General features: G+C 52.4%; 19 protein-coding genes. All 19 read left to right on the top strand.

Going from position 1 to position 22,912, the window contains the following annotated elements; translation table 11 throughout:
* Positions 1 to 382 precede the first annotated feature (382 nt).
* The 19 genes from mraZ to argJ all read left to right on the top strand — a co-directional run bounded on the left by mraZ (position 383) and on the right by argJ (position 22,898).
* Positions 383 to 838 carry a division/cell wall cluster transcriptional repressor MraZ gene (gene mraZ / locus AC4FIC_RS05545; protein ID WP_100258791.1) on the top strand — a complete coding sequence of 152 codons (456 nt, stop codon included), beginning with the start codon at positions 383 to 385 and terminating at the stop codon, positions 836 to 838.
* Positions 835 to 1,776 carry a 16S rRNA (cytosine(1402)-N(4))-methyltransferase RsmH gene (gene rsmH, locus AC4FIC_RS05540; RefSeq protein WP_100258031.1) on the top strand — a complete coding sequence of 314 codons (942 nt, stop codon included), beginning with the start codon at positions 835 to 837 and terminating at the stop codon, positions 1,774 to 1,776. The genes mraZ and rsmH overlap by 4 nt, the downstream gene beginning before the upstream one ends.
* 2 nt (positions 1,777 to 1,778) lie before the next feature.
* Positions 1,779 to 2,060, top strand: a complete 282-nt coding sequence (gene ftsL, locus AC4FIC_RS05535; RefSeq protein WP_100258030.1) for a cell division protein FtsL — start codon at positions 1,779 to 1,781, stop codon at positions 2,058 to 2,060.
* Positions 2,061 to 2,081: 21 nt separating this feature from the next.
* Entirely contained in the window at positions 2,082 to 3,749 is a 1,668-nt protein-coding gene (locus AC4FIC_RS05530) for a peptidoglycan D,D-transpeptidase FtsI family protein (RefSeq protein ID WP_100258029.1), read from the top strand.
* Positions 3,749 to 5,200, top strand: a complete 1,452-nt coding sequence (locus tag AC4FIC_RS05525; RefSeq protein ID WP_100258028.1) for a UDP-N-acetylmuramoyl-L-alanyl-D-glutamate--2,6-diaminopimelate ligase — start codon at positions 3,749 to 3,751, stop codon at positions 5,198 to 5,200. Before AC4FIC_RS05530 ends, AC4FIC_RS05525 begins: the two co-directional genes overlap by 1 nt.
* On the top strand, positions 5,190 to 6,533 hold the full coding sequence (locus tag AC4FIC_RS05520; protein ID WP_158524384.1) for a UDP-N-acetylmuramoyl-tripeptide--D-alanyl-D-alanine ligase: 1,344 nt from the start codon (positions 5,190 to 5,192) through the stop codon (positions 6,531 to 6,533). The genes AC4FIC_RS05525 and AC4FIC_RS05520 overlap by 11 nt, the downstream gene beginning before the upstream one ends.
* Positions 6,533 to 7,615 carry a phospho-N-acetylmuramoyl-pentapeptide-transferase gene (mraY, locus tag AC4FIC_RS05515; RefSeq protein WP_100258026.1) on the top strand — a complete coding sequence of 361 codons (1,083 nt, stop codon included), beginning with the start codon at positions 6,533 to 6,535 and terminating at the stop codon, positions 7,613 to 7,615. Before AC4FIC_RS05520 ends, mraY begins: the two co-directional genes overlap by 1 nt.
* A complete protein-coding gene (gene murD, locus AC4FIC_RS05510; protein ID WP_100258025.1) occupies positions 7,615 to 8,952 on the top strand; it encodes a UDP-N-acetylmuramoyl-L-alanine--D-glutamate ligase in 1,338 nt (445 codons plus the stop codon). Before mraY ends, murD begins: the two co-directional genes overlap by 1 nt.
* Positions 8,949 to 10,127, top strand: a complete 1,179-nt coding sequence (ftsW, locus tag AC4FIC_RS05505; protein WP_100258024.1) for a putative lipid II flippase FtsW — start codon at positions 8,949 to 8,951, stop codon at positions 10,125 to 10,127. The genes murD and ftsW overlap by 4 nt, the downstream gene beginning before the upstream one ends.
* Positions 10,124 to 11,200, top strand: coding sequence for an undecaprenyldiphospho-muramoylpentapeptide beta-N-acetylglucosaminyltransferase (murG, locus tag AC4FIC_RS05500; RefSeq protein ID WP_100258023.1), 1,077 nt, complete (start codon positions 10,124 to 10,126; stop codon positions 11,198 to 11,200). The genes ftsW and murG overlap by 4 nt, the downstream gene beginning before the upstream one ends.
* Entirely contained in the window at positions 11,197 to 12,642 is a 1,446-nt protein-coding gene (gene murC, locus AC4FIC_RS05495) for a UDP-N-acetylmuramate--L-alanine ligase (protein WP_100258022.1), read from the top strand. The genes murG and murC overlap by 4 nt, the downstream gene beginning before the upstream one ends.
* Positions 12,639 to 13,553 carry a D-alanine--D-alanine ligase gene (locus AC4FIC_RS05490; protein WP_100258021.1) on the top strand — a complete coding sequence of 305 codons (915 nt, stop codon included), beginning with the start codon at positions 12,639 to 12,641 and terminating at the stop codon, positions 13,551 to 13,553. The genes murC and AC4FIC_RS05490 overlap by 4 nt, the downstream gene beginning before the upstream one ends.
* A gap of 13 nt (positions 13,554 to 13,566) precedes the next feature.
* Positions 13,567 to 14,313, top strand: a complete 747-nt coding sequence (locus tag AC4FIC_RS05485; RefSeq protein WP_273285927.1) for a cell division protein FtsQ/DivIB — start codon at positions 13,567 to 13,569, stop codon at positions 14,311 to 14,313.
* Between the two features lie 19 nt (positions 14,314 to 14,332).
* Positions 14,333 to 15,562, top strand: coding sequence for a cell division protein FtsA (gene ftsA, locus AC4FIC_RS05480; protein WP_476194103.1), 1,230 nt, complete (start codon positions 14,333 to 14,335; stop codon positions 15,560 to 15,562).
* A 91-nt stretch (positions 15,563 to 15,653) separates the two neighbouring features.
* Positions 15,654 to 16,826, top strand: a complete 1,173-nt coding sequence (gene ftsZ, locus AC4FIC_RS05475; protein ID WP_100258790.1) for a cell division protein FtsZ — start codon at positions 15,654 to 15,656, stop codon at positions 16,824 to 16,826.
* An 88-nt stretch (positions 16,827 to 16,914) separates the two neighbouring features.
* A complete protein-coding gene (gene lpxC, locus AC4FIC_RS05470) occupies positions 16,915 to 17,835 on the top strand; it encodes a UDP-3-O-acyl-N-acetylglucosamine deacetylase (RefSeq protein ID WP_100258018.1) in 921 nt (306 codons plus the stop codon).
* Between the two features lie 3 nt (positions 17,836 to 17,838).
* Positions 17,839 to 18,759, top strand: coding sequence for a M23 family metallopeptidase (locus AC4FIC_RS05465; RefSeq protein WP_100258017.1), 921 nt, complete (start codon positions 17,839 to 17,841; stop codon positions 18,757 to 18,759).
* Between the two features lie 155 nt (positions 18,760 to 18,914).
* Positions 18,915 to 21,629 carry a preprotein translocase subunit SecA gene (secA, locus tag AC4FIC_RS05460; RefSeq protein WP_100258016.1) on the top strand — a complete coding sequence of 905 codons (2,715 nt, stop codon included), beginning with the start codon at positions 18,915 to 18,917 and terminating at the stop codon, positions 21,627 to 21,629.
* A 45-nt stretch (positions 21,630 to 21,674) separates the two neighbouring features.
* Positions 21,675 to 22,898: a bifunctional glutamate N-acetyltransferase/amino-acid acetyltransferase ArgJ gene (gene argJ / locus AC4FIC_RS05455; RefSeq protein ID WP_100258015.1), complete on the top strand. Its 1,224-nt coding sequence runs from the start codon at positions 21,675 to 21,677 to the stop codon at positions 22,896 to 22,898.
* Positions 22,899 to 22,912: the final 14 nt, after the last annotated feature.

Raw genomic sequence — 22,912 nt, 5'->3', positions numbered from 1 at the left:
GAATAGCGTTAGTCTGGCCGTGCGCCTCGTTACGATCTGCTTTTCTTTATTTCCCCTCTTTCCCTGGTTAGTTTCATTCCAAAACAATCTAACACTTAAGGTATTACATTAACTTCATAACCTAAGCCGAGTGCTCGTCTGTATTTTGTGTTGTTAGTGGGCGCTAACTTTTCTGCTCGGTTTTGCCACCCACATTTTAACCTACTGTTTTTAAAGGCTTTTCTCGTTTTTTTATTGTTAGCGCAGGCTTGCTTGTGGGTCATGGGGCCTTTATAGTGTCAAATAGTGGGGTAAAGTGGATAAATGTGGAGTTTATCCGTTCGTAAGCGGTTACTAACTGTAGGTTAATTTGGAGTCGCCAGTGGCGTTGAACGACAATTATATGTTGCGAGGAGTGCACTCCTTGGCGTTAGACGTCAAGGGTCGGATTGCCATGCCTAGCAAATATCGTTCACTCCTTGAGCAGCTGGCCAATAATCAGTTAGTGATCACTATCGATACCGAATCTAAATGCCTGCTGATCTATCCCCTCGCGGAATGGGATCTTATTCAGGAAAAGATATCGGCACTGTCTTCCTTTAACAAAGCAGCTCGGCGTATACAGCGACTGCTAATAGGCTACGCCACTGACGCGGATGTCGATACCGCCGGACGACTACTGATTGCCGGCCCGCTGCGCGAATACGCCCAGCTCGACAAGAAAGTGGTGTTATTAGGGCAAGGCAACAAATTTGAACTGTGGTCTGAATTACTGTGGAACGAGGCGCGAGATGAGTATATAGCCGCCGCCGGCAGCGATTCGGCCATGACCGCTGAATTGGAGCAAATCTCGTTATGAGTCCCGTTGACGCCGCTCAATTTCAGCATGAAACCGTATTATTGGTAGAGGCCGTCGAGGCCGTTTTGGCGGGCGAGGGTTTCTATATAGACGGCACCTTCGGCCGCGGCGGTCACAGCCGCCATCTGCTTTCCAAGGTGGGTCCAACATCCCGCTTACTGGTAATCGACAAGGACCCGCTGGCCATTGCCGAAGCGCAGCGTCTCGCCGCCCAAGATAGTCGAGTCACCGTGGTCCAAGACGGCTTTGCGAATCTAGCCCAGGTGGTCGCCGAGCAAGGCCTGACCGGTCAGGTTTGTGGTGTTTTGTTGGACTTGGGCGTGTCATCGCCTCAGCTAGACGATGCCCGGCGCGGTTTTAGTTTTCAAAACGATGGCCCGTTAGATATGCGCATGAACCCAGACGAAGGGCTCAGTGCCGCACAGTGGCTGACCGTAGTGAAGGAGGTTGACCTAGCCAACGTCCTGTTTCAATACGGTGATGAGCGCTTTAGTCGGCGCATCGCCAAGGCGATCGTAGCGGCTCGACAGGAGCAGGCACTAACCTCTACCACCCAGTTAGCCGAAATCATTAAGGTCGCCCATCCCAAGTGGGACCATAAACGCCACCCGGCGACTAAGTCGTTTCAGGCTATCCGAATCTTTATTAACGGCGAGCTAGTCGAGTTGGAGCAGGCGCTCAACGCAGCCATAGAGGTGCTCAAGCCCGGTGGTCGCTTGGCCGTGATTGCATTCCATAGCTTGGAAGATCGGGCGGTTAAACACTTTATTCGCCTTCAGGCCAATGGCCCTGAATTACCGCCTGGTTTGCCTATTCCGGAGTCTGACATAGTGCGCACGATGCGCGCTGTCGGTAAGGCGATTAAACCCAGCAAGGACGAGGTTGCAGTTAATGTTCGCTCACGCAGCGCCGTGCTTAGAATTGCGGAAAAGCTCTAAGGATGTCGGTGTCACCGGCCGCTTGGGGTCTGCTAGTGCTTGAGGTCTGCGTGGTGTTGATTACCGCCTTCGGCATTGTTTCGGTGACGTACCAGACGCGCGGGCAGTTTGCATTGATAGAGCAGGGCCGGCGAGCGCAGCAGGTCCAGTGGGAAGAATGGGGCAGGTTGCTGTTAGAAGAGAGTGCGTTTTCCTCACCGTCGCGCGTCGAACGCGTCGCGCGTGAGCAATTAGAGATGATATTACCCAGTGTCGAAAACATTCGAGCAATGGAATACAAATAAAAAGAGGGTATGAGTTAGGACATGGTGCAAACTCGTTGGCGTTACACCACAGTACAAATAGTTTTGCTGGCCTTAGTGTCGGTGACGCTTTGGCGTGTGGTGTATCTGCAAGTGATGCAAAAAGACTTTCTGATCTCAGAAGGAACTTCTCGCTGGCAGCGAAGCGAAGTGGTTAATGCACCGCGTGGCATGTTGTCGGATCGCTATGGCGAGCCCATTGCCGTGAGTACGCCGGTCATATCTGTCTGGGCCGATCCGCGTGAGTTAGACCCTACCGATTTGCCGGCTTTGGCCGAAGCGGCCCAGGTCCAGGTTAAAACCCTCATTCGACGGGCCGACGCACATCGCGCCTTTATGTTTGTGCGCCGTCAAATGACCCCCGACCAGGCCCAGGTCATTCTCGATATGAAGCTGCCCGGTGTTTACGGTCAGCAAGAATATAAACGTTTCTATCCTACCGGCGAAGTCGCAGCCCATCTCAGCGGATTTACCGATGTCGATGATCGAGGTCAGGAAGGCATCGAGTTGGCCTTTGAGCGGCAGCTTGCCTCTGTCGCTGGTAAGAAAGAGGTGATTCGCGATTTGCTCGGACGTTCAGTGCGGGATGTGGGCGAAATTTTGGCGGCGCAGCCGGGTGAGAATCTGGTGCTGACAATAGACTTGCGCTTGCAATATCTGGCCTTTCGCGAACTCAAGCAAGCGGTAGCGAGCATGGGCGCGGCCTCCGGTTCTGTAGTGATGATGGATATTCACACTGGCGATATCTTGGCTCTAGTCAATCAACCCGGTTACAACCCCAATGATAGAAGTTCGCTCTTGCCTGAGGCCTTGCGCAACCGCGCGCTAACCGACCTATTTGAACCCGGCTCAGTAATGAAGCCCTTGACCATGGCAATTGCTCTGGATGCAGGCGTTGTAAAGGTCGACAGTCAGATCAACACCAGTCCGGGCCGTATGCGCTTGGGCAAATATACTATCCGCGATTTCAAGAATTACGGCACTTTGAGTGCAACCCAGATCATTAAGAAATCCAGCAATGTGGGCATTGTTAAGGTTGCCGAAAACATACCCAAAGAAGAATTCTGGCAAGCGCTCTATAACTTCGGATTGGGTGAAACAACAAGTTTAGGTTATCCGGGCGAAGCCACCGGTTCATTGCCCAACCCGATGCGCTGGGACAGTGTTATCCAAGGATCGCTCGCTTATGGCTACGGTATGGCAGTGACGCCGCTGCATCTGGCGCAGGCCTATGCCACGCTGGCCAATAATGGTCGCCGGGTGAATGCGCGTCTTATTCAAGGCGTGTCATCCGGCGAGACGGGTATGCAGGTGGTCAGTGCCGCTTCAGCTCAAGCCGTGATAAAGATGATGGAAACGGTTGTGCAACCCGGTGGTACCGCTACTCGGGGCAAACTGGATTGGTACAGCGTAGCAGGCAAGACGGGTACGACTCACCAGGTGGGTGCTTCGGGCTACGAGGATGCAAAATATGTCTCATCCTTTGTCGGCATTACCCCGGCGATCAATCCGCGCATCGTTACTGTCGTGGTGATCAACGAGCCGCCAGATGATGCCTACTACGGTGGTGAAGTCGCCGCACCGGTATTTAAGGGCATTATGGAACAGGCCATGCCCCTATTGAATATTCGACCTGACTCATCGCCTCTGGCCGAAGCGGGGTCCTACTAATGATCTCTATGTTGGATTGGTTACCGGAGTGCCATGACCTCGCTGGCGTGCGCGCGCTCGACATCACTCTGGACAGCCGAGAGGTGACTCGAGGATCTATTTTTGTCGCCTTGAAAGGCCATGTCCTAGATGGACACGACTTTATTGACGCGGCGCTAGCCAATGGTGCAGTCGCCATCCTATGCGAGCGAGCCGTGCCCCAGCCGCAAGGTGCCGTGCCGATATGTGTCATTGACAACCTTGCTGGACGGCTGGGTGATCTAACCCATCGCTTCTACGGTTCAGTGACCGAACAGCTCAGTATGATCGGTATTACCGGCACCAACGGTAAGACCTCTACCTGTCAATATATCGCCCAATCACTCGATTTCTTGGGTAAGCGCTGCGGCATCATTGGTACCAACGGCCAGGGTCTCTGGGGTCAGCTCAGTGAAACCCGCAACACCACCCCCGATGTGGTGCGCTTGCACATAGAGCTGGCCCGCCAGCAGCAGCAGGGCGCCGAGTATTGCGCCATGGAAGTGTCCTCCCATGGTTTGACTCAGGGTCGGGTTGACGGCGTGCATTTCCGTAGCGCTCTGTTCACCAATCTGAGCCGCGACCATCTCGATTATCATGGCACCATGGCCGCTTATGGCGCAGCCAAATGGCAGTTGTTGAACTGGCCCGGCCTGACCAACGCCATCGTGAATATCGATGATCTTTGGGTACAAGATCACTTAGCCACGATCACCGCCGAACATATTTATACTTACAGCCTAGAGCGTCCTGCGACCGTTCAGGCCTTATCAATTCGCTGCCACGAAGCCGGCATTGATGCCACCGTGCAGACGCCCCAGGGTATCGTTGATTTAAATTTACGCTTGCTGGGCCGGTTCAATCTTAGCAATGCCTTGGCAGCTTTCGCCCTAATGTTGGCCGAACAGGTGCCGTTGAATACCGCAGCCCGCATTATCTCCAACTGCAGTCCAGTGAAGGGTCGTATGGAAACCATCCGTTTAAAGTATGCGCCCTGCGTCGTGGTCGACTATGCCCATACGCCCGATGCCTTGGCGAAGGCCTTGCAGGCATGTCGTGAGCACGTCAGTGGTCGTCTGGTGGTGATCTTTGGTTGTGGTGGCGATCGCGATGGTGGCAAGCGTCCGCAGATGGCCCAGGTCGCTGCTGAGTTGGCCGATTTTGTTGTGGTGACCGATGATAATCCTCGCACCGAACGTTCAGAGCAGATTATTGCCGAAATTTGTCAGGGTTTTGATGCCACAGCCGAATATCGAATCATCAATGACCGCAAGCAGGCCATTACCCAGACATTGGCTAGTTGCAGTGCGACCGATGTGGTCTTAATAGCGGGCAAGGGTCACGAAAATTACCAAGAAATCGATGGTATCCGGCATCCCTTTTCCGACCAGGAAACGGTTATTAATTGGCAGGAGGCGCTCGATGTTGACTAATCTAAAACTGTCCGATTGGGCGCTGGCATGCACCGGTCAGCTAATCGGCGTTGATGCGGTTATAGATGACATTTCCACCGATACCCGTTCGATCAATAAAGGTGACATCTATGTTGCTCTTGTCGGTCCCCTGTATGACGGTCACCACTATTTAAGTGCGGCGATAGAAAAGGGTGCGTGTGCTGTTGTGGTACAGCAGTTAATAGCCGATCTGGCGATTCCTCAATTGGTGGTGAGTGACACCAAGCGGGCTTTGGGTTGTCTGGCCAGTGCGCTGCGCGATCGGTTTACCGGCCCAGTGATCGCCTTGACCGGCAGTGCCGGTAAGACCTCAACCCGGGCCATGCTGGAGCATATTCTCGCCTTGCAGCCGGGCCTATTGTCGACTCAAGGCAATTTCAACAACGATATAGGTGTGGCCAAAACCTGGTTCCGTCTGTCCGATCGGGACTTGCGAGTCTTGCTTGAATTTGGCGCCAATGCTGCTGGTGAAATAGATTGGTTGGGTAGCATATCGCGGCCCCATATCAGCCTGATTATCAATGCCGGCATAGCCCATACCGACGGTTTTGGCGGGCTTGATGGTGTGCGCATGGCCAAGGGTGAAATCATCGACACGACCGACATCGCTGGGGGTTGTGTGTTCAACCGGGATGATCCGGCCTTTGCCTATTGGGTCAAGCGAGCCGGTAAGCGTCGAACAATCAGCTTTGGACAGCATCTCGACGCCGATGTTCGTTTGCTGGCATTTACCAGCACCGGGCAGGGCAGTGATTTTAGCCTTAGCTTGCCGGACGGCAATATTGCTGTCAGCTGGCCCATGCTTGGTCGCCATATGGCGCTCAATGCGGCGGCGGCTGCAGCGACCGCTTGGCTGGCTGGTGCGTCAGCCCCTGACATCGCCAATGGCCTTGGTGCCATGCAGCCAGAGCCGGGCCGTATGCAGCCGGTTGAGTCGAAACATGGCGGTGCGTTGATTCACGATGCCTACAACGCCAATCCAGTTTCATTTGAAGCGGCCATCGATGTCATGGCAGACATAGGCGGAGAGACATTGTTAATCGCCGGCGACATGGCTGAGCTGGGTGCCGAGTCTTTAGCGCATCACCGGGCGGTGGGCCAATATGCTATAGGTAAGATCGGCCAGTTGTGGAGCGCTGGCGAACAGGCTAGTGCGATGTCAGCGGCCTTTGGTGGGCGACATTTCAAATCAGTAGTCGAATTACTGGCCGAGTTGCCAGCAACAATAAATCATAATACAGCCATTTTGGTTAAGGGATCACGCAGTTCTGGTATGGACCGGGTGATCGACGCTCTGAGAGGGAAATCCTAATGTTTGTTTGGCTCACGCCTTTTTTAGAGCAACTTGATGCTGGCTTCCAGGTGCTGCAATACCTTACCTTGCGGGCCATTTTCGGCGTGTTAACAGCATTGGCTGTGTCGTTGATTTTGGGTCCGAAATTGATTCGGTTATTGAAACATCATCAGATCGGTCAGTCTATCCGCAGTGATGGCCCTCAGAGTCATCTGGCCAAGGCTGGCACTCCGACCATGGGCGGTGCGTTGATCATTATCTCGGTGATCAGTTCCGTGTTGCTCTGGTCGGACCTTAGCAATCGTTATGTCTGGATCACCTTGCTGGTTACCGCTGGATTCGGCGGCATCGGTTGGGTGGACGATTATCGTAAGGTGGTCAAACGAGATAGCAAGGGCCTATCTGCCAAAGCCAAATTTCTATGGCAGTCAGGCTTCGGCCTGTTTGCCGCAATGGTGCTGTTTTACTCTGCCACGACACCAGACGAAACGACCCTTTTTGTGCCCTTTTTCAAGGACATCGCCCTGCCGATGGGTGGGCTCTATATTGCCATGACCTACTTCGTGATTGTCGGTACGTCCAACGCCGTGAATCTAACCGACGGCTTAGATGGTTTGGCCATCTTGCCAACGGTTTTGGTCGGTGGCGCACTCGGCGTGTTCGCCTACGTCACCGGTAATTCAGTCTATTCCGACTATCTGCAAATTCCCTATGTTGCCGGCACTGGCGAGTTAATTGTATTTTGCTCTGCCTTGGTGGGCGCTGGTTTAGGCTTTCTATGGTTTAACACTTACCCGGCGCAGGTCTTTATGGGCGATGTGGGCTCGTTGGCACTCGGCGCTGCGTTGGGCGTGATGGCCGTCATCGTGCGCCAGGAATTAGTACTTTTTATTATGGGCGGTATTTTCGTCGCCGAAACTCTGTCCGTGATTATCCAAGTCAGCTCATACAAAATGACCGGGAGGCGCATCTTCAGGATGGCGCCCCTACATCACCATTACGAATTAAAAGGTTGGCCGGAGCCACGCATCATAGTCCGTTTTTGGATTATTACCGTGATTCTGGTCTTGATTGGTTTAGCTTCGTTGAAGATCCGCTAATGACACTAATAGGCGCCGACACTAAGTATTTGGTAGTGGGTCTTGGATTGACCGGGCTGTCCTGTGTGCGTTATTTAGCGGCGCGGGGCAAGTGGGTTGCCGTGACCGACAGTCGCACCAATCCACCGAACCTGGCCGAGGTGAAAACGCAGTTTCCGGATATGGATGTGCAGGTCGGTGGCTTTGATATAGAGCAGTTTGAGCAGGCGGATGTCCTGGTAATGAGCCCTGGGGTTGCTCTGCACACGCCTGCGGTGCAGGCCGCTATCAAGGCCGGCGCGCGCGTCACCAGTGATATCGAACTATTTTTGAGCGAGTTCACCGGTCAAGTCGTGGCCATTACCGGTTCAAATGCCAAATCAACGGTTACTCAATGGTTGGGTGAGGCCATACAGCGCAGCGGGCGCAGCGTATTGATCGGCGGTAATATTGGTCAACCGGTTCTGGATGTCGCGGATCAAATGTTCGATGTAGCCGTTTTGGAATTGTCGAGCTTTCAACTGGAACTGCTCCCGAGTGTCGGCGCGGATATAGCGACCATCCTCAATGTGTCTGAAGACCATATGGATCGATACGATTCGATGGCGCGTTACCAACAGGCCAAGCAGCGTATCTACTTTGGTGCCAAGCAGGCGCTGTTCAATCGCCAAGATTTGCTCACCCAGCCGTTGGTCGCACCGAACGTCAAGGTAGCCAGCTTTGCCCTGACCCGTCCCGATCTCAAACAATATGGCTTACTCGAAACCCCATCCGGAACTTGTCTGGCCTTGGGGTTAAACGCATTGCTGCCAACCTCTGTGTTGGCCTTGCCGGGGCGTCATAATATTGCCAATGCGCTGGCCGTGTTGGCCTTGGCCGATGCGGTTCAGAATCCGCGCGAGCATACCTTGGCTGCGTTGCGCAACTTTAGTGGTTTGCCGCATCGCTGCCAGTTAATTCGTGAGCTTGCGGGCGTTCGATACTTTAACGATTCCAAAGCAACTAATGTTGGCTCGACCTTAGCTGCGCTAACCGGCCTGGCCCAAGCCGACCGTAAGGCCATCGTACTGTTGCTTGGTGGTCAGGCCAAGGGTCAGGAGCTCGGTCCGCTGGCACCAGCGATCGCCGCTCATTGCAAGGCGGTGTTTGTCTATGGCGAAGACCAGTCGCGCTTCACCGACGTGGCGCCGCAGGCCACTTATGTAGAATCCATGTTCGACGCGCTAGCCCAGGCCAAGGCAATAGTGCAAGCGGGTGATGTGCTGTTGTTATCACCAGCCTGTGCGAGTTTTGATCAGTTTACGAACTTCGAACAGCGTGGTCGTCAATTCGTAACCTGGGTGGAGGCGCTCGCATGACTATGCAAAAGCAGATGCCTCTGGCGCCTAATAGATTAGACCTTAATTATCAGCCCATGTGGCAGCCCGACGTGGTGCTGATCGGCAGCTGTTTCGCTCTGCTCTTGTTCGGACTGGTGATGATTGCCTCGGCGGGCATTGATGTCAGCGAACAGCTATTTGACGTGCCCTATCATTTCGTCCTGCGTCATGGCATCTACATGCTTATTGGCGCCTTCGGTGGGTTAATGGTCTCCGTGGTCCCTGCCGCGGTTTGGCAGCGGCACAGCGCTTTCTTCTTGTTGGCTGGTTTTTTGTTATTGGTGTTGGTGTTGCTTCCAGGCATCGGACAAGAGATTAAGGGTTCACGTCGCTGGATCGATTTGGGGCCGATCGGCTTTCAGCCGTCTGAACTGGCCAAGGTTAGTATGATTTTATATGTCGGTGCCTATCTTGTGCGCCGTCGTGCAGAGGTCATCAGTAGCTTTTACGGTTTCGCACGGCCCTTGCTCGTTCTGCTGGTGGTTGTGGCCCTGTTATTGTTGGAGCCTGACTTTGGTTCAGTCGTGGTAATCTTGGGCACTATTCTCGGTATGTTATTTTTGGGTGGTGTCAAACCCATGCAATTTTTGTTGACCATGTTTGGCGCGCTCGCCCTAGTTATTGCGATGGCCTTATCAGAGTCTTACCGCGTTAAACGCCTGTTGGCATTTCGCAACCCGTGGTCTGATGAAAATGTTTATGGCAGTGGTTACCAATTGACCCAGTCGTTAATTGCCTTCGGCCGGGGTGAGTGGTTTGGTGTGGGCCTAGGCAATTCAATACAAAAACTCTTTTATTTACCCGAAGCCCACAATGATTTTATTGTCGCAATAATCGCTGAAGAATTGGGCCTATTTGGCATCGTGGCTTTGATCGCGCTCTATGCGCTAATGATCCACAGAATCTTTAGTGTCGGTCGTTTAGCCGAAATTAAGGACAACCTCTTTGGCGCCTATTGCAGTTATGGCATTGGCATCCTTTTTACAATGCAGGCCTTTATCAATATAGGGGTTAACACCGGCTTACTGCCTACCAAGGGACTAACACTGCCCTTTATAAGCGCCGGTGGTACCAGCCTTATTGTCAGCATTTGCCTCATCGCTCTGGTCAATCGCATTCATGCTGAAACGCATCGATTGGAGCCGACCAGATGACTAAAATAATGCTAATGGCCGGCGGCACGGGCGGTCACATCTACCCTGCGGCCGCGGTTGCCGAGGAACTCCAAGCGAATGGTTATCAGATCCGTTGGCTTGGCTCTCGCCGGGGCATGGAAAACACCATCGTGCCCAGCTTGGGCTTCAAATTTTGCGCCTTACCCGTCACAGCATGGCATGGCGGGCGCCTGCGCAAGTTGTTAGCGCCGTTCAATCTTGTGCGCGCACTGGTGGCCAGCTTGTTGATTTTTCGGCACGAAAAGCCTGATCTGGTCATTGGCTTTGGCGGATACGCCTCAGCTCCAGGTGCGATTGCCGCGTGGTTATTGCAGACGCCGATCATCTTGCACGAGCAAAACGGCGTGCCGGGCTTGACCAATGAAAAGATGGCCCCTAAAGCCACGCGCATATTACAAGCATTTCCAAATACCTTCAGCGCCGATTATGAGGTGGTTGGTAACCCGGTGCGTGCCGCTCTATGCGCCATGGCGCAACCGCAAGAGCGGCTGCTGGGTCAGCACACTAAGTTGCGTTTGCTGGTGTTAGGCGGCTCACAGGGCGCTCTGGCTATTAATGAATTGCTACCCGCGGCTGTGGCCGCTGCGAAAACCCAGGCCCGACTCGAAATATGGCACCAAACCGGACAAGGCAAACGTGACGCCACACAGCGAGCTTATCAAGACTTAGGATTGGCGGCGACCGTAGTTGAGTTTATCGATGATATGGCGGCGGCCTATGCCTGGTGTGATTTGGTAATAGCGCGCAGCGGTGCATCTACTGTCTCAGAATTAGCCGTGGTGGGTGTACCGGCAATTCTTATTCCTTACCCATGGCATGTCGACAAACAACAGTACCGCAACGCCCAATGGCTTTGTGCAGCACAGGCAGCAGAGTGGTTTGAACAAACCGACTTACGTGCCGAGCAATTAGCCGCACGATTGGATTATTGGAATGATACTCGACCTGCTTTAATTGACAGCGCACAAAGGGCTTGGCAGTTGGGTATACGCGATTCTGCTGAGCGAATAGTGAAGGTTGTTCAGGACGTTATAGAGAGTAGAGCCTTATGACAAATTGTGATCTAAAAAACAAAGAAAGTTTTCCGATTCCAGAAATGCGGCGCATCAAACGTATTCATTTTGTCGGCATTGGTGGCGTAGGTATGTGTGGCATCGCTGAAGTGCTGTGCAACCAAGGCTATCAGATTAGCGGCTCGGATCTGCGTGCAACCGCGACTACACAGCGGCTGCAGTCGATCGGCATCAGTGTGGTCATCGGTCATCATGAAGACAATGTCATTGGGTCTGACGTTGTCGTCGTCTCAAGTGCCATTGATGCCGAGAACGCCGAGATTGGCTGGGCGTTAAATAAGCGGATTCCTGTCGTGCGGCGTGCCGAAATGTTGGCTGAGTTGATGCGCTATCGTCATGGTATCGCAATTGCTGGCGCACATGGCAAGACCACCACCACATCATTAATGGCGTCGGTGATGGCCAAGGGCGAGTTTGATCCAACCTTTATTATCGGTGGCAAGCTAAACAGCGCAGGCAGCAATGCACGCCTGGGCACCAGCCGGTATCTGGTCGCCGAGGCAGATGAAAGCGATGCGTCATTCTTACATCTCCAACCGATGACCGCCGTTGTAACCAATATCGACGCCGATCATATGAGCACTTATGACGGTGATTTTGAAAAACTTAAGAAAGCCTATATTGAATTTTTGCACAACGTGCCCTTCTACGGCTTGGTTGTATTGTGTTCGGATGATAGCCATGTGCAGTCGATAATGCCCTTGGTACGGCGGCAGATGGTGACCTATGGTTTTAACGCTGACGCGGATGTGCGCGCAATAAATATTGCTCAAGAGGGGCTAACAACACGTTTCACCGTATGCCGTCGGCAGAAAGAAAATCTAGATATTTGCCTGAATATGCCCGGTGACCATAATGTTCTCAACGCTTTGGCCGTTATAGCAGTAGCAACCGATGAAGGCGTATCGGATGCGCAAATCGTGCAAGGTCTGGCAGAGTTCGAAGGCGTTGGTCGACGTTTTCAAGTACAGGGCGAGTTTGATACACGCAAGGGTAAAATAATGTTGGTAGATGACTACGGTCATCATCCGAAGGAATTGCAGGTTACCCTGGACGCTATTCGAGCCGGTTGGCCGGAACGACGACTCGTTAGTGTTTTTCAACCGCACCGATATAGTCGTACTCGGGACCTGTATGAAGACTTTGTCGAGGTGCTCTCAAAGGTGGACGTGCTGTTGTTGCTCGATGTATACAGCGCCGGTGAGCCGGTCATTAATGGTGCAGACAGTCGAAGCCTGTGTCGCAGTATTCGTCAACGAGGCCGAGTAGATCCAATTTTTGTTGAACGGATCGAAGATATTTTAACCATCCTGCCCGATATACTGCAGGACGGAGATTTGTTATTGACCCAGGGTGCCGGCGATATTGGCGCGCTCTCGCTGGAGATTGCGAAGCAAGGCTTGGGGTTTAAAACTGCATGAGCACAAGATTTAACAAAGTAGCCGTCTTGTTTGGCGGATTGTCAGCCGAACGTGAGGTGGCTTTGCTTAGTGGCCGAACCGTCATTAAAGCATTGCTGACGGCAGGGTATGAAGTGGTCGAACTGGATTTGGTTGATCGGAGTCTACTACTGCCCTGGTTGGCCGAGCATAAACCAGATGTTGTGTTTCCCGTTCTGCACGGTCGAATGGGTGAAGATGGAGTCTTACAAGGCTTGTTGGAATGGGTGGGAATACCTTTCGTCGGTAGTGGTGTGATGGGTTCGGCGATCGCGATGGACAAGCTGCGCAGCAAGATGATTTTTAAAACCGGAGGCGTGCCCACGCCAGACTTCGTGGTTGTGCGCAGCCAAGCAGACGCCTTGATTCACCAAGCTCGACTGTGCTACCCGGTATTTGTTAAGCCGGTACGTGAAGGCTCAAGTATTGGGATTGGTCGGGCGGACAATCAAGGCGAATTTATGTCCGCGGTGACTGAGGCACTGAACCACGACACGGAGGTCTTGGTCGAGCAATTTGTAGACGGGCCTGAGTATACGGTGGGCATTATTGGTGCCGAGGTGTTGCCGGTTATCAGGCTTAAGCCCCATGCTCGGTTCTACGATTATGATGCTAAATATGTAAGTGAGGATACCGAATATCACTTACCCAGCGGGCTAAGTGCCGAACTGGAAGGCGCTGTGCAGGCGATGTCGTTAATGGCCTTTGCTGCCTTAGGTTGCACAGGTTGGGGTCGGGTTGATCTGATGATGGATGGCCAAGGCGCGTTGCAAGTTCTGGAGGTAAATACCATACCCGGTATGACCGACCACAGTCTGGTGCCGAAGGCGGCCTCGGCATACGGTTGGGACCTACCGGAGTTGATGCACAAGCTGTTAGCAACGGTTAAATAGGAAGAAGATTGAAGTGGCGGCTAAGAAAAAATCAAATGGCGCGACGCGACGAAAGGCGTCGTTGCCAATACGAAAGTGGGCCCTGTTCAGTGCAAAGGTGGTGGTTGGGGGGGTTGTTTTGACAGCTTGTGTGTTCTCGATTAACTGGCTGTCTGGGCTGAAATGGGAGCCTATGCCGCTGCAGGTTTATGCCATTGCAGAGCCATTAAAGTTTCAAAATAGTTTGGCTGTTGAAGGCGTGTTGCAGGGGTATTTAACACGTAGTCTGCTGTTTTTAGATTTGCTTGATGTACAGCGTGATTTAGAAAGATTGCCATGGATAGCTCAGGCAAGTGTTGTAAAAATTTGGCCTGGTACAATTTCCGTGGCATTGGTTGAGCACGAGCCGATTGCATTATGGAACGGTCAACAAGTATTAAATAGTAAGGGCGTACCTCTGGACAAGCCGTTGGTCAGTTTAGATTTGGCCAGCCTGAGAGGGCCTGACAACAGCGCGGCTCGAGTGATGGAACAGTATCTGCAGTTTACGCAGATCTTTGCGGCACTAGGAGCTCAGTTAGTCCAGGTTAGCATGCAGGCCCGAGGGTCATGGTACGTCCAAATGGACGACGGCTTGACCATCGCTTTAGGTGAACGAAATGTGTTGGAAAGAAGTCGACGCGTCGTTAGGTTGTTGCAGTCAGAAGCCTATAGCAGTGAACGAATAGAATATATTGATGCGCGATATCCAAACGGAATCGCGATACGAATTGCGAGTTAATTGGCAACAGAGGTTGAGTATGACATCGCCCCATAAAGGAAAAATGCTCGTTGGCTTGGACATTGGTACGTCCAAGGTAGTGGCAATTGTTGGCAGCGTAACTGCTGCGGGTGGGTTGGAAATCATCGGTCTTGGGTCACATCCATCACGCGGATTGAAGAAGGGTGTCGTGGTTAATATTGAGTCCACGATCCAAAGTATTCAGCGCGCGATCGAAGAAGCGGAATTGATGTCTGGGTGCGACATTCACTCGGTTTATGTCGGCATCGCCGGCAGTCACATAAACAGCTTAAACAGTAACGGTATTGTCGCCATCAAAGATAAAGAAGTAGCTGAAGCAGACTTAGTAAGGGTGACCGATGCGGCTAAGGCCGTGGCGATACCAGCTGATCAACATATTTTACATGTGCTGCCTCAGGAATATATTATCGATAGCCAAGAGGGCATTAAAGAACCCCTTGGGATGTGTGGCGTGCGTTTGGAAGCAAAGGTTCATATCGTCACGGGTGCACAGAATGCGGTGCAAAATATTGAAAAGTGCGTTCGTCGCTGTGGTTTAGAAGTTGATCAAATTATCCTTGAGCAACTGGCGTCAGCCCAATCGGTTTTGACTGATGACGAAAAAGAATTAGGTGTATGTATGGTTGATATCGGTGGTGGCACCACCGATATGGCGATCTTTACTGACGGTTCCATCCGACATACTGCGGTCATTCCGATTGCTGGCGATCAGGTCACCAACGACATTGCCATGGCCTTTGCCACGCCGACTCAGCACGCTGAGGATATAAAAATAAAATATGCCTGTGCACTGTCTCAATTGGCTGGCGAGCATGAAACTATCAAGGTGCCGAGTGTTGGCGATCGGGGCGCTCGGGAGTTAACCCGGCAGGCGCTGGCCGAAGTAGTTGAACCACGCTACGAAGAATTATTTTCATTAATCAAAGCTGAGCTGCGACGCAGCGGTTTTGAAGACATGATTCCCGCCGGTATCGTTTTAACCGGTGGTACGTCAAAAATGGAAGGGGCGGTCGAGTTGGCCGAAGAAGTATTTCATGTTCCAGTGCGACTGGCCACGCCCTATGGCATATCAGGGTTGTCCGATGTCGTCAACAACCCGATTCACGCGACCGGAGTTGGCCTGCTGCAATATGCATTGCGCCAATTGCACAGCGGGAATCACAAGAAATCCAGAGCCAAAGTATCCGGTTGGCAGAAATTCAAACAAATAATTTCAGAAAATTTTTGAAAAATTCAGGGTGTGCCGGTCAGGCGGCACTGATAATCTAAATAGGAGCCACACAATGTCTACATACGATAACGACACAAAAAATAACGATATGTTCACGCTGGTCGATGAGCAGCCACAAAATGCAATTATCAAGGTTTTTGGTTGCGGTGGCGGCGGCGGAAATGCAGTTAAGCATATGCTTGAACGCAATGTGGAGGGCGTTGAGTTTATTTGCGCCAATACCGACGCCCAAGCGTTGCGCAGTGTTAACGCGGCAACTTCATTGCAGCTGGGTAATAGCATTACTCGGGGTCTCGGCGCTGGCGCCAATCCCGAGGTTGGTCGCCAATCGGCACTTGAAGATCGTGAGCAGATTGAGGAAATCCTTAAGGGTGCTGATATGGTCTTTATTACCGCTGGCATGGGTGGCGGCACTGGCACCGGTGCTGCCCCTGTGGTGGCTGAAATTGCCAAAGAGTTGGGTATTCTGACCGTTGCTGTTGTGACCAAGCCGTTCCCATTCGAGGGCCGACGACGCATGCGAGTGGCCAATGAGGGCATGGAAGAATTGCGTCAGCATGTCGATTCGCTAATAACTATTCCAAATGACAAGCTATTGAGTGTATTGGGCAAAAATGTGACCCTGCTCGAAGCCTTTGGTGAAGCCAATAACGTGTTGTTGAATGCCGTTCAGGGCGTGGCCGATCTAATCGTCCGTCCGGGTATGATCAACGTCGATTTCGCCGATGTGCGCACGGTCATGGCTGAAATGGGAATGGCAATGATGGGCAGTGGCCGAGCATCTGGTGAAAACCGTGCCCAGCGCGCCGCCGAAATGGCCATTCGTAGCCCGTTGCTGGAAGATGTCGACCTAAGTGGTGCGCGGGGCATCCTAGTGAACGTATCCGCTGGCGTTGACCTTGGGTTGGATGAATTTACCGAAGTGGGTAATACCATTGAAGAATTTGCCTCTGAAGATGCCATTATCGTGGTCGGTACGGTCATCGACCCAAGCTTGGAAGATGAAATTCGCGTTACCGTCGTTGCCACCGGTATTGGTGAAGCCCCGGTCAAGGTAGTGTCCAAGCCAAAGGTTGCGATCGACAACACCCGACGCAGCGATGGCTCCATTGATTACACGAAACTCGATCGGCCTACAGGCACTCGCTTAGCCGCGTCTAGCCGAGCATCCGATGAGGTGAGCGGGCCAAAGCCGGTTAAAACTCTGAAAGATTTGGATTATCTTGATATTCCGGCATTTCTGCGTCGCCAAGCCGATTGAGTGTAATCGGCTGTAAATCTTTTGTTCATGGCAACTGTTCTGCTAGAATGGAAGGCTTGTAAGTCTTAAATGTGGTATCAGTCACCAAATGGTCAATCAGCGAACCCTGAAAAATACGATTAAAGCTACGGGTGTAGGATTACACTCGGGCAAAAAGGTCTATTTAACCTTGAAGCCAGCGCCGGTCGACACTGGTATAGTCTTCGTGCGGACCGATTTAGAGGTCCCAGTTGAAATTAAAGCCCACGCCCTGAACGTGGGTGACACGACTTTGTCTACGACATTGGTAAATGGCGATGTCAGTGTTGATACCGTCGAACACCTGCTGTCGGCCTGCGCCGGACTTGGTATCGATAATGCTTTTATCGAGGTCAGCGCCCCGGAAGTCCCGATAATGGACGGCAGTGCAGGTCCTTTTGTGTTTTTGCTGCAGTCAGCAGGCATTGTGGAACAGGAACGGCCCAAGCGTTTTATTCGAGTATTGAAATCGATCAACGTTCAAGATGGCGATAAATTTGCCCGTTTCGAACCTTATGACGGCTTCAACATCAAATTCACCATCGATTTTGATCATCCTGTGTTTCGAAATCGCTCACAGGTGACCGAATTTGAGTTCTCGACCTCCGCCTTTGTAAAAGAAGTGTCGCGCGCGCGCACCTTCGGCTTTATGCGCGATTTTGAGTACCTGCGAGCGAATAACCTGGCCCTTGGCGCCAGCGTGAATAATGCTATTGCCGTGGATGACTATCGCGTCCTCAACGAAGATGGTCTGCGCTACGAAGATGAATTCGTCAAGCACAAGGTCCTTGATGCAGTCGGCGACCTCTATCTGCTGGGTCATAGCCTGATCGGGCGATTTGTCGGCTATAAATCAGGCCACGGGTTGAATAATATTCTCCTACGGGAGCTGTTAAAGAACCCCGATGCTTGGGAATTCGCAACCTACGACGATACCAATGAAGCTCAAATGCCAATCGCTTTTGCGCCGGTTATCGCTGTGGGTACCTGATAGATGAAGATCATCCTGGTCAGCAGCAAGCATGGTCGTTCCACGATGGTATCCGTTTGGATGTTAGTGCCGGTCTTATTTGTGCTGGTGTCGACAATAACGGGGGCCGGATACCTCGGCTATCAATACCTGCGCCCGATCCAATCGGATATTGTCGATCAAAATGCTTCGCTGATTTGGCTGGACCGCATTGAAAATCAGGCGGCTCAGGTTGAAAAAACCCGTGTCTATACTGAGGAGCAAATCAACGCTCTGCGTATCCGCCTGGCTCAGCTGCAGGCCCGGCTGACCCGGCTCGATGCGCTCGGTGAACGCTTAGTCGATGTTGCCAGTCTCGATAAGGGCGAATTCGATTTCTCTGTTCCTCCTGCAGTGGGCGGCCCAGAGTCTGAATTTGTCGATTATCAAGCCCCCGATTTTGTCAATATTCTTGATGAGTTGGCCAATCAGATTGATAATCGAGAGCAACAGCTGCGGGTGTTGAACTCCTTGCTGGGCGACCGAAAAATCCAGAACGAAACCTTCGTCGCTGGCCGGCCGATAAAACGCGGCTGGATGAGCTCTCGTTACGGCTATCGTAACGATCCGTTTTCAGGCAACTTGGCCTGGCATGAAGGCGTCGATTTCGCCGGTAAAAACGGCTCCGATATTGTTTCAGTCGCCTCTGGTGTAGTTACCTGGGCTGGAACTCGGTCAGGTTACGGTAAATTGGTCGAAATCAATCATGGCAATGGCTTCGTAACCCGTTACGCCCATTGTGATGAGATTCTTGTCGAGCTGGGTGATGTGGTCACCAAGGGGGATATAATATCCTTAATGGGCAGTACTGGCCGATCGACAGGTCCTCATGTGCATTTCGAAGTGCTGTTTAATGGCAAGGCAGTGGATCCTGCCAAATATATCAACCGGGTTGCTCGGTTCTAATTCCTCAGTAGAATCCACCCCGCCCGGGGTGGCTTGCGAGACTGGTTTTATCACTCCTGTTGTCAATTCAAGACAATTTCAAAGACATCCCGCCTTGTGATCTGTATAGTTACCCCAACCCTAAATGCCTGAAAACTCAACAGAAATCAGCCTCTATGTTCACTAAAATTGCCCGTAAAGTGATCGGAAGTAAAAACGATCGCGAAGTTAAGCGACTCAATAAGATCGTCGCTAAGATTAACGAATTTGAAGCCCCCTATGCGGAATTGACCGACGATGGCATCAAGGCCAAGACAGTCGAATTCCGAGAGCGCCACAGTCAAGGCGAAGCCCTCGATCTGCTTATCCCTGAGGCCTTTGCTTTAGTGCGCGAAGCCAGCAAACGCGCCATGGGCATGCGCCACTTCGACGTTCAAATGATCGGTGGTATGGTCTTGCATCAAGGCAAGGTCTCCGAAATGAAGACCGGCGAGGGTAAAACCCTCGTCGCGACCTTGGCTGCCTACCTCAACGCGCTGCCGAGCAAGGGCGTGCACGTCATTACCGTCAATGATTATCTGGCGCGACGTGATTCCAAGTGGATGACTCCGCTCTACAATGCACTCGGACTCAGTGTCGGTGTGGTGGTTAATCAGCAAGACCCGGTCGAAAAGCGTCAAGCCTACCAAGCCGATATCACTTACGGCACCAATAATGAATTTGGTTTCGATTATCTGCGCGACAACATGGCCTTCCGTATGGAAGACAAGTTTCAGCGCGGTCATGGCTTTGCCATCGTCGATGAAGTGGATTCGATTCTGATCGATGAAGCCCGTACCCCACTGATTATTTCGGGTGCGGCGGAGGATTCCAGTGCTCGCTATATTGAAGTGAATAAGCTGATCCCGAGTTTGACGCGCGGCTATGCGGCTGTTGAGACCCAACCGGAAGTCGCCGGTGATTTTATAATTGATGAAAAGCAACGCAGCGTCGAACTAACCGAAGCCGGCCATGAAAAGGTGGAAGCTCTGCTGATCAAAGCCGGCTTATTGCCTGACGGGGAAAGCCTCTATTCGCCCACCAACCTTATTTTGTTTCATCATGTAATGGCGGGTGTGCGTGCTCACCATGTGTTCCACAGGGACGTCGACTACCTGGTGCAAGATGATCAGGTTGTTATTGTCGATGAACATACCGGTCGAACCATGCCCGGGCGGCGTTGGAGTGAAGGCCTACATCAGGCGGTCGAAGCCAAAGAGGGCCTGTCGGTTCAAAAAGAGAACCAAACCCTTGCTTCCACCACTTTTCAAAACTATTTCCGTCTTTATGACAAACTATCGGGTATGACTGGCACCGCCGATACTGAGGCGTTCGAGCTGCGAGAAATTTACGGTTTAGATGTTGTGGTTATCCCGACCAATCAAACCGTGGTGCGTAAAGATGCCAATGATCTGGTCTATCTCAGTGAGGTCGATAAGTACGCCGCGGTTATCGAAGAAATCAAGAAGATCGTTGCCGAACAACGACCTGTATTGGTCGGTACTGCCTCGGTCGAGGCATCGGAGCGTATTTCTCTAGCCCTAGACAAGGCTGGCATGAAGCACAACGTACTCAATGCCAAGCAGCACGCGAGCGAAGCTGAAGTTATCGCCCAGGCTGGCATGGCCGGTTCTGTGACCATCGCTACTAACATGGCAGGCCGAGGTACCGATATCGTTTTAGGCGGCAATCTCGATGCGATTTTGGCCAAGCTCGAGGGCGCTAGCGAGGCAGAACTCGCCAACGCGCGACAAGAATGGGCGGCACGTCAGCAGGCGGTTAAGGATTCAGGTGGTCTGCATATTATCGGTACTGAGCGGCATGAATCTCGCCGTATCGATAATCAGCTGCGCGGCCGAGCCGGTCGCCAAGGCGATCCGGGTTCATCCCGTTTCTTCTTGTCACTCGATGACAATCTGATGCGCATCTTTATGCCACCGAGCATGAAAAATATGTTCAGTAAGTTGGGCATGGGCGAAGGTGAGCCGATTGAAGCTAAGATGGTCTCTAACGCCATCGAAAAGGCCCAACGCAAGGTGGAAAACCGCAACTTCGATATTCGAAAGCAGTTACTCGAATACGACGATGTGGCCAACGATCAACGAACCGTCATCTACCAGCAGCGTGATGAACTGATGATCGCTGAAGACATCCGCGACATCATCGAAAAGATCCGTCTCGATGTCACCAATCAGTTGATCGATAATCATATCGAGCCCAGCAGTATTCCTGAACAGTGGGATATTGAAGGACTGGAACGGGAGTTGGAAGCCGAACTGGGCACTCGTCTGGCTATTCAAACCTGGCTAGATCAGGACGAAAATCTGCTTGAGGCTGCTATCCGAGAGCGAATTATTAGCGACTTGTCTGATGCCTACCAGAACAAGGAAACGGTTGTCGGGGAGAGCAATTTCCGCCAATTTGAAAAACAGGTCATGTTGCAGGTACTCGATCAGCATTGGAAAGAACACCTCTACAATATGGATCACTTGCGCCAGGGCATTCATTTGCGTGGCTATGCTCAGAAGAACCCGAAACAAGAGTACAAGCGTGAATCCTTCGAGTTGTTTCAGAACATGTTGTCCGAAGTGAAGTTCCAAACAGTGAAATACCTGTCCTTGGTCCAGGTTCGCTCGCCGGAGGAGGTGCAAGAAGAAGCTGCACGCCGCCAAGAGGCTGCCAAAGCTCGGATGAAGTTCGATAGCGCCCAGGCATCTGCGCTTAGCGCCGACAAGGCCCGTGCTCAATCGAGCCTCGAGCCGGTGCGCGGCACTCAGAAGGTCGGTCGTAACGAGCTCTGCCCTTGCGGTTCGGGTAAAAAATACAAGCAATGCCACGGCAAATTGAATTAGGCCGGGTCTAGCACCCACATTAGACCCTGTAGGGCGGTAGCGGATATGGCGGTAGGTGAAGGATTTACGGGCACGTTAGCGCCCATAGCAGGCATTACCATTGGTGTCGGCTGCGCCGGGATCAAGGTCGTCGGTCGGCGCGATCTGGTGATTTTTGAACTGTCCCCGGGCTCAACAATAGGGGCGGTCTTTACCCAAAACGCCTTCTGTGCGGCACCGGTGCAAATCTGCAAAGAGCATTTGAGCACTGACAAGCCCACGCGGTTTTTGGTGATCAATACCGGCAACGCGAACGCTGGCACGGGTCAACAGGGTCTGGATGATGCTCGGGAAACCTGTACCCGTTTGGCGGCACACAAATCGGTTGGCCCCGAACAGGTATTGCCCTTTTCAACCGGGGTGATCGGTGAGTATCTGCCCATGACCGCCTTGGCGAACGGCTTGCCCAATGCCCTAGCAACCCTAGCCACAGACAACTGGCACGATGCAGCGCAAGGTATCTTAACGACTGACACACGCCAAAAGGGTGCCAGTCGACAGTTTGAATATGGCAATGAAACCATTAGTGTGACCGGTATCGCCAAGGGATCGGGCATGATCAAACCTAATATGGCGACCATGCTGGCCTTTATCGGTACCGATGCCGCCATCGACCAAGACCTGTTGCAGCAGATTACCCGAGAGGCCGCTACGGCGTCGTTTAATCGCATTACCGTTGACAGCGATACCTCCACTAATGACGCTTGTGTCGTCATAGCGACGGGTAAGGCACAGGCCCCTCGGGTGACCAGCGCGACGGACCCGCTTTACCTCCATCTGTTAAAAACGATTAAAGAGTTGATGCTGTCGTTGGCCCAGCAAATTATCCGTGATGGTGAAGGTGCGAGTAAGTTTATCGAGGTTCGGGTCGAGGGCGCACAAGATACCGAAGAAGCCCTTGCCGTGGCCTTTTCGGTCGCCGACAGTCCGCTGTTTAAGACCGCCATGTCGGCTTCGGATGCCAACTGGGGGCGTATTTTGATGGCGGTCGGCAAAACCAAGATGGAGCGACTCGATGTCAACCTGGTCGATGTCTATCTCGGTGCTGTGCAAATTGTCAGGGCCGGACAGCGAGCGCAAGGCTATACCGAAGCGCAGGGTGCAGAAGTCGTCGCGCGGGAGGAGATCAGTGTGCGGATTGTCTTGAATCGTGGGGATTTTAACGAATCGGTATGGACCTCGGATCTGTCCCATGAATATGTGCGCATCAATGCTGAGTATCGCTCTTAGCTCTGGCATGTGGT

Source organism: Reinekea sp., from assembly GCF_982785585.1.
Note: the sequence above shows the minus strand (reverse complement) of the source record. Positions and strands in the feature narration are given on the sequence as shown.

Excerpts from the sequence above, each read along its gene's own strand:
- ftsZ (WP_100258790.1), top strand. The coding sequence starts at position 15,654 with ATGTTCACGCTGGTCGATGAGCAGCCACAAAATGCAATTATCAAGGTT.
- ftsL (WP_100258030.1), top strand. The coding sequence starts at position 1,779 with ATGTCGGTGTCACCGGCCGCTTGGGGTCTGCTAGTGCTTGAGGTCTGC.
- AC4FIC_RS05530 (WP_100258029.1), top strand. The coding sequence starts at position 2,082 with ATGGTGCAAACTCGTTGGCGTTACACCACAGTACAAATAGTTTTGCTG.
- ftsA (WP_476194103.1), top strand. The coding sequence starts at position 14,333 with ATGACATCGCCCCATAAAGGAAAAATGCTCGTTGGCTTGGACATTGGT.
- AC4FIC_RS05465 (WP_100258017.1), top strand. The coding sequence starts at position 17,839 with ATGAAGATCATCCTGGTCAGCAGCAAGCATGGTCGTTCCACGATGGTA.
- mraZ (WP_100258791.1), top strand. The coding sequence starts at position 383 with ATGTTGCGAGGAGTGCACTCCTTGGCGTTAGACGTCAAGGGTCGGATT.
- murD (WP_100258025.1), top strand. The coding sequence starts at position 7,615 with ATGACACTAATAGGCGCCGACACTAAGTATTTGGTAGTGGGTCTTGGA.
- argJ (WP_100258015.1), top strand. The coding sequence starts at position 21,675 with ATGGCGGTAGGTGAAGGATTTACGGGCACGTTAGCGCCCATAGCAGGC.
- AC4FIC_RS05490 (WP_100258021.1), top strand. The coding sequence starts at position 12,639 with ATGAGCACAAGATTTAACAAAGTAGCCGTCTTGTTTGGCGGATTGTCA.
- AC4FIC_RS05520 (WP_158524384.1), top strand. The coding sequence starts at position 5,190 with ATGTTGACTAATCTAAAACTGTCCGATTGGGCGCTGGCATGCACCGGT.
- lpxC (WP_100258018.1), top strand. The coding sequence starts at position 16,915 with ATGGTCAATCAGCGAACCCTGAAAAATACGATTAAAGCTACGGGTGTA.
- AC4FIC_RS05525 (WP_100258028.1), top strand. The coding sequence starts at position 3,749 with ATGATCTCTATGTTGGATTGGTTACCGGAGTGCCATGACCTCGCTGGC.
- secA (WP_100258016.1), top strand. The coding sequence starts at position 18,915 with ATGTTCACTAAAATTGCCCGTAAAGTGATCGGAAGTAAAAACGATCGC.
- rsmH (WP_100258031.1), top strand. The coding sequence starts at position 835 with ATGAGTCCCGTTGACGCCGCTCAATTTCAGCATGAAACCGTATTATTG.
- mraY (WP_100258026.1), top strand. The coding sequence starts at position 6,533 with ATGTTTGTTTGGCTCACGCCTTTTTTAGAGCAACTTGATGCTGGCTTC.
- murC (WP_100258022.1), top strand. The coding sequence starts at position 11,197 with ATGACAAATTGTGATCTAAAAAACAAAGAAAGTTTTCCGATTCCAGAA.
- ftsW (WP_100258024.1), top strand. The coding sequence starts at position 8,949 with ATGACTATGCAAAAGCAGATGCCTCTGGCGCCTAATAGATTAGACCTT.
- murG (WP_100258023.1), top strand. The coding sequence starts at position 10,124 with ATGACTAAAATAATGCTAATGGCCGGCGGCACGGGCGGTCACATCTAC.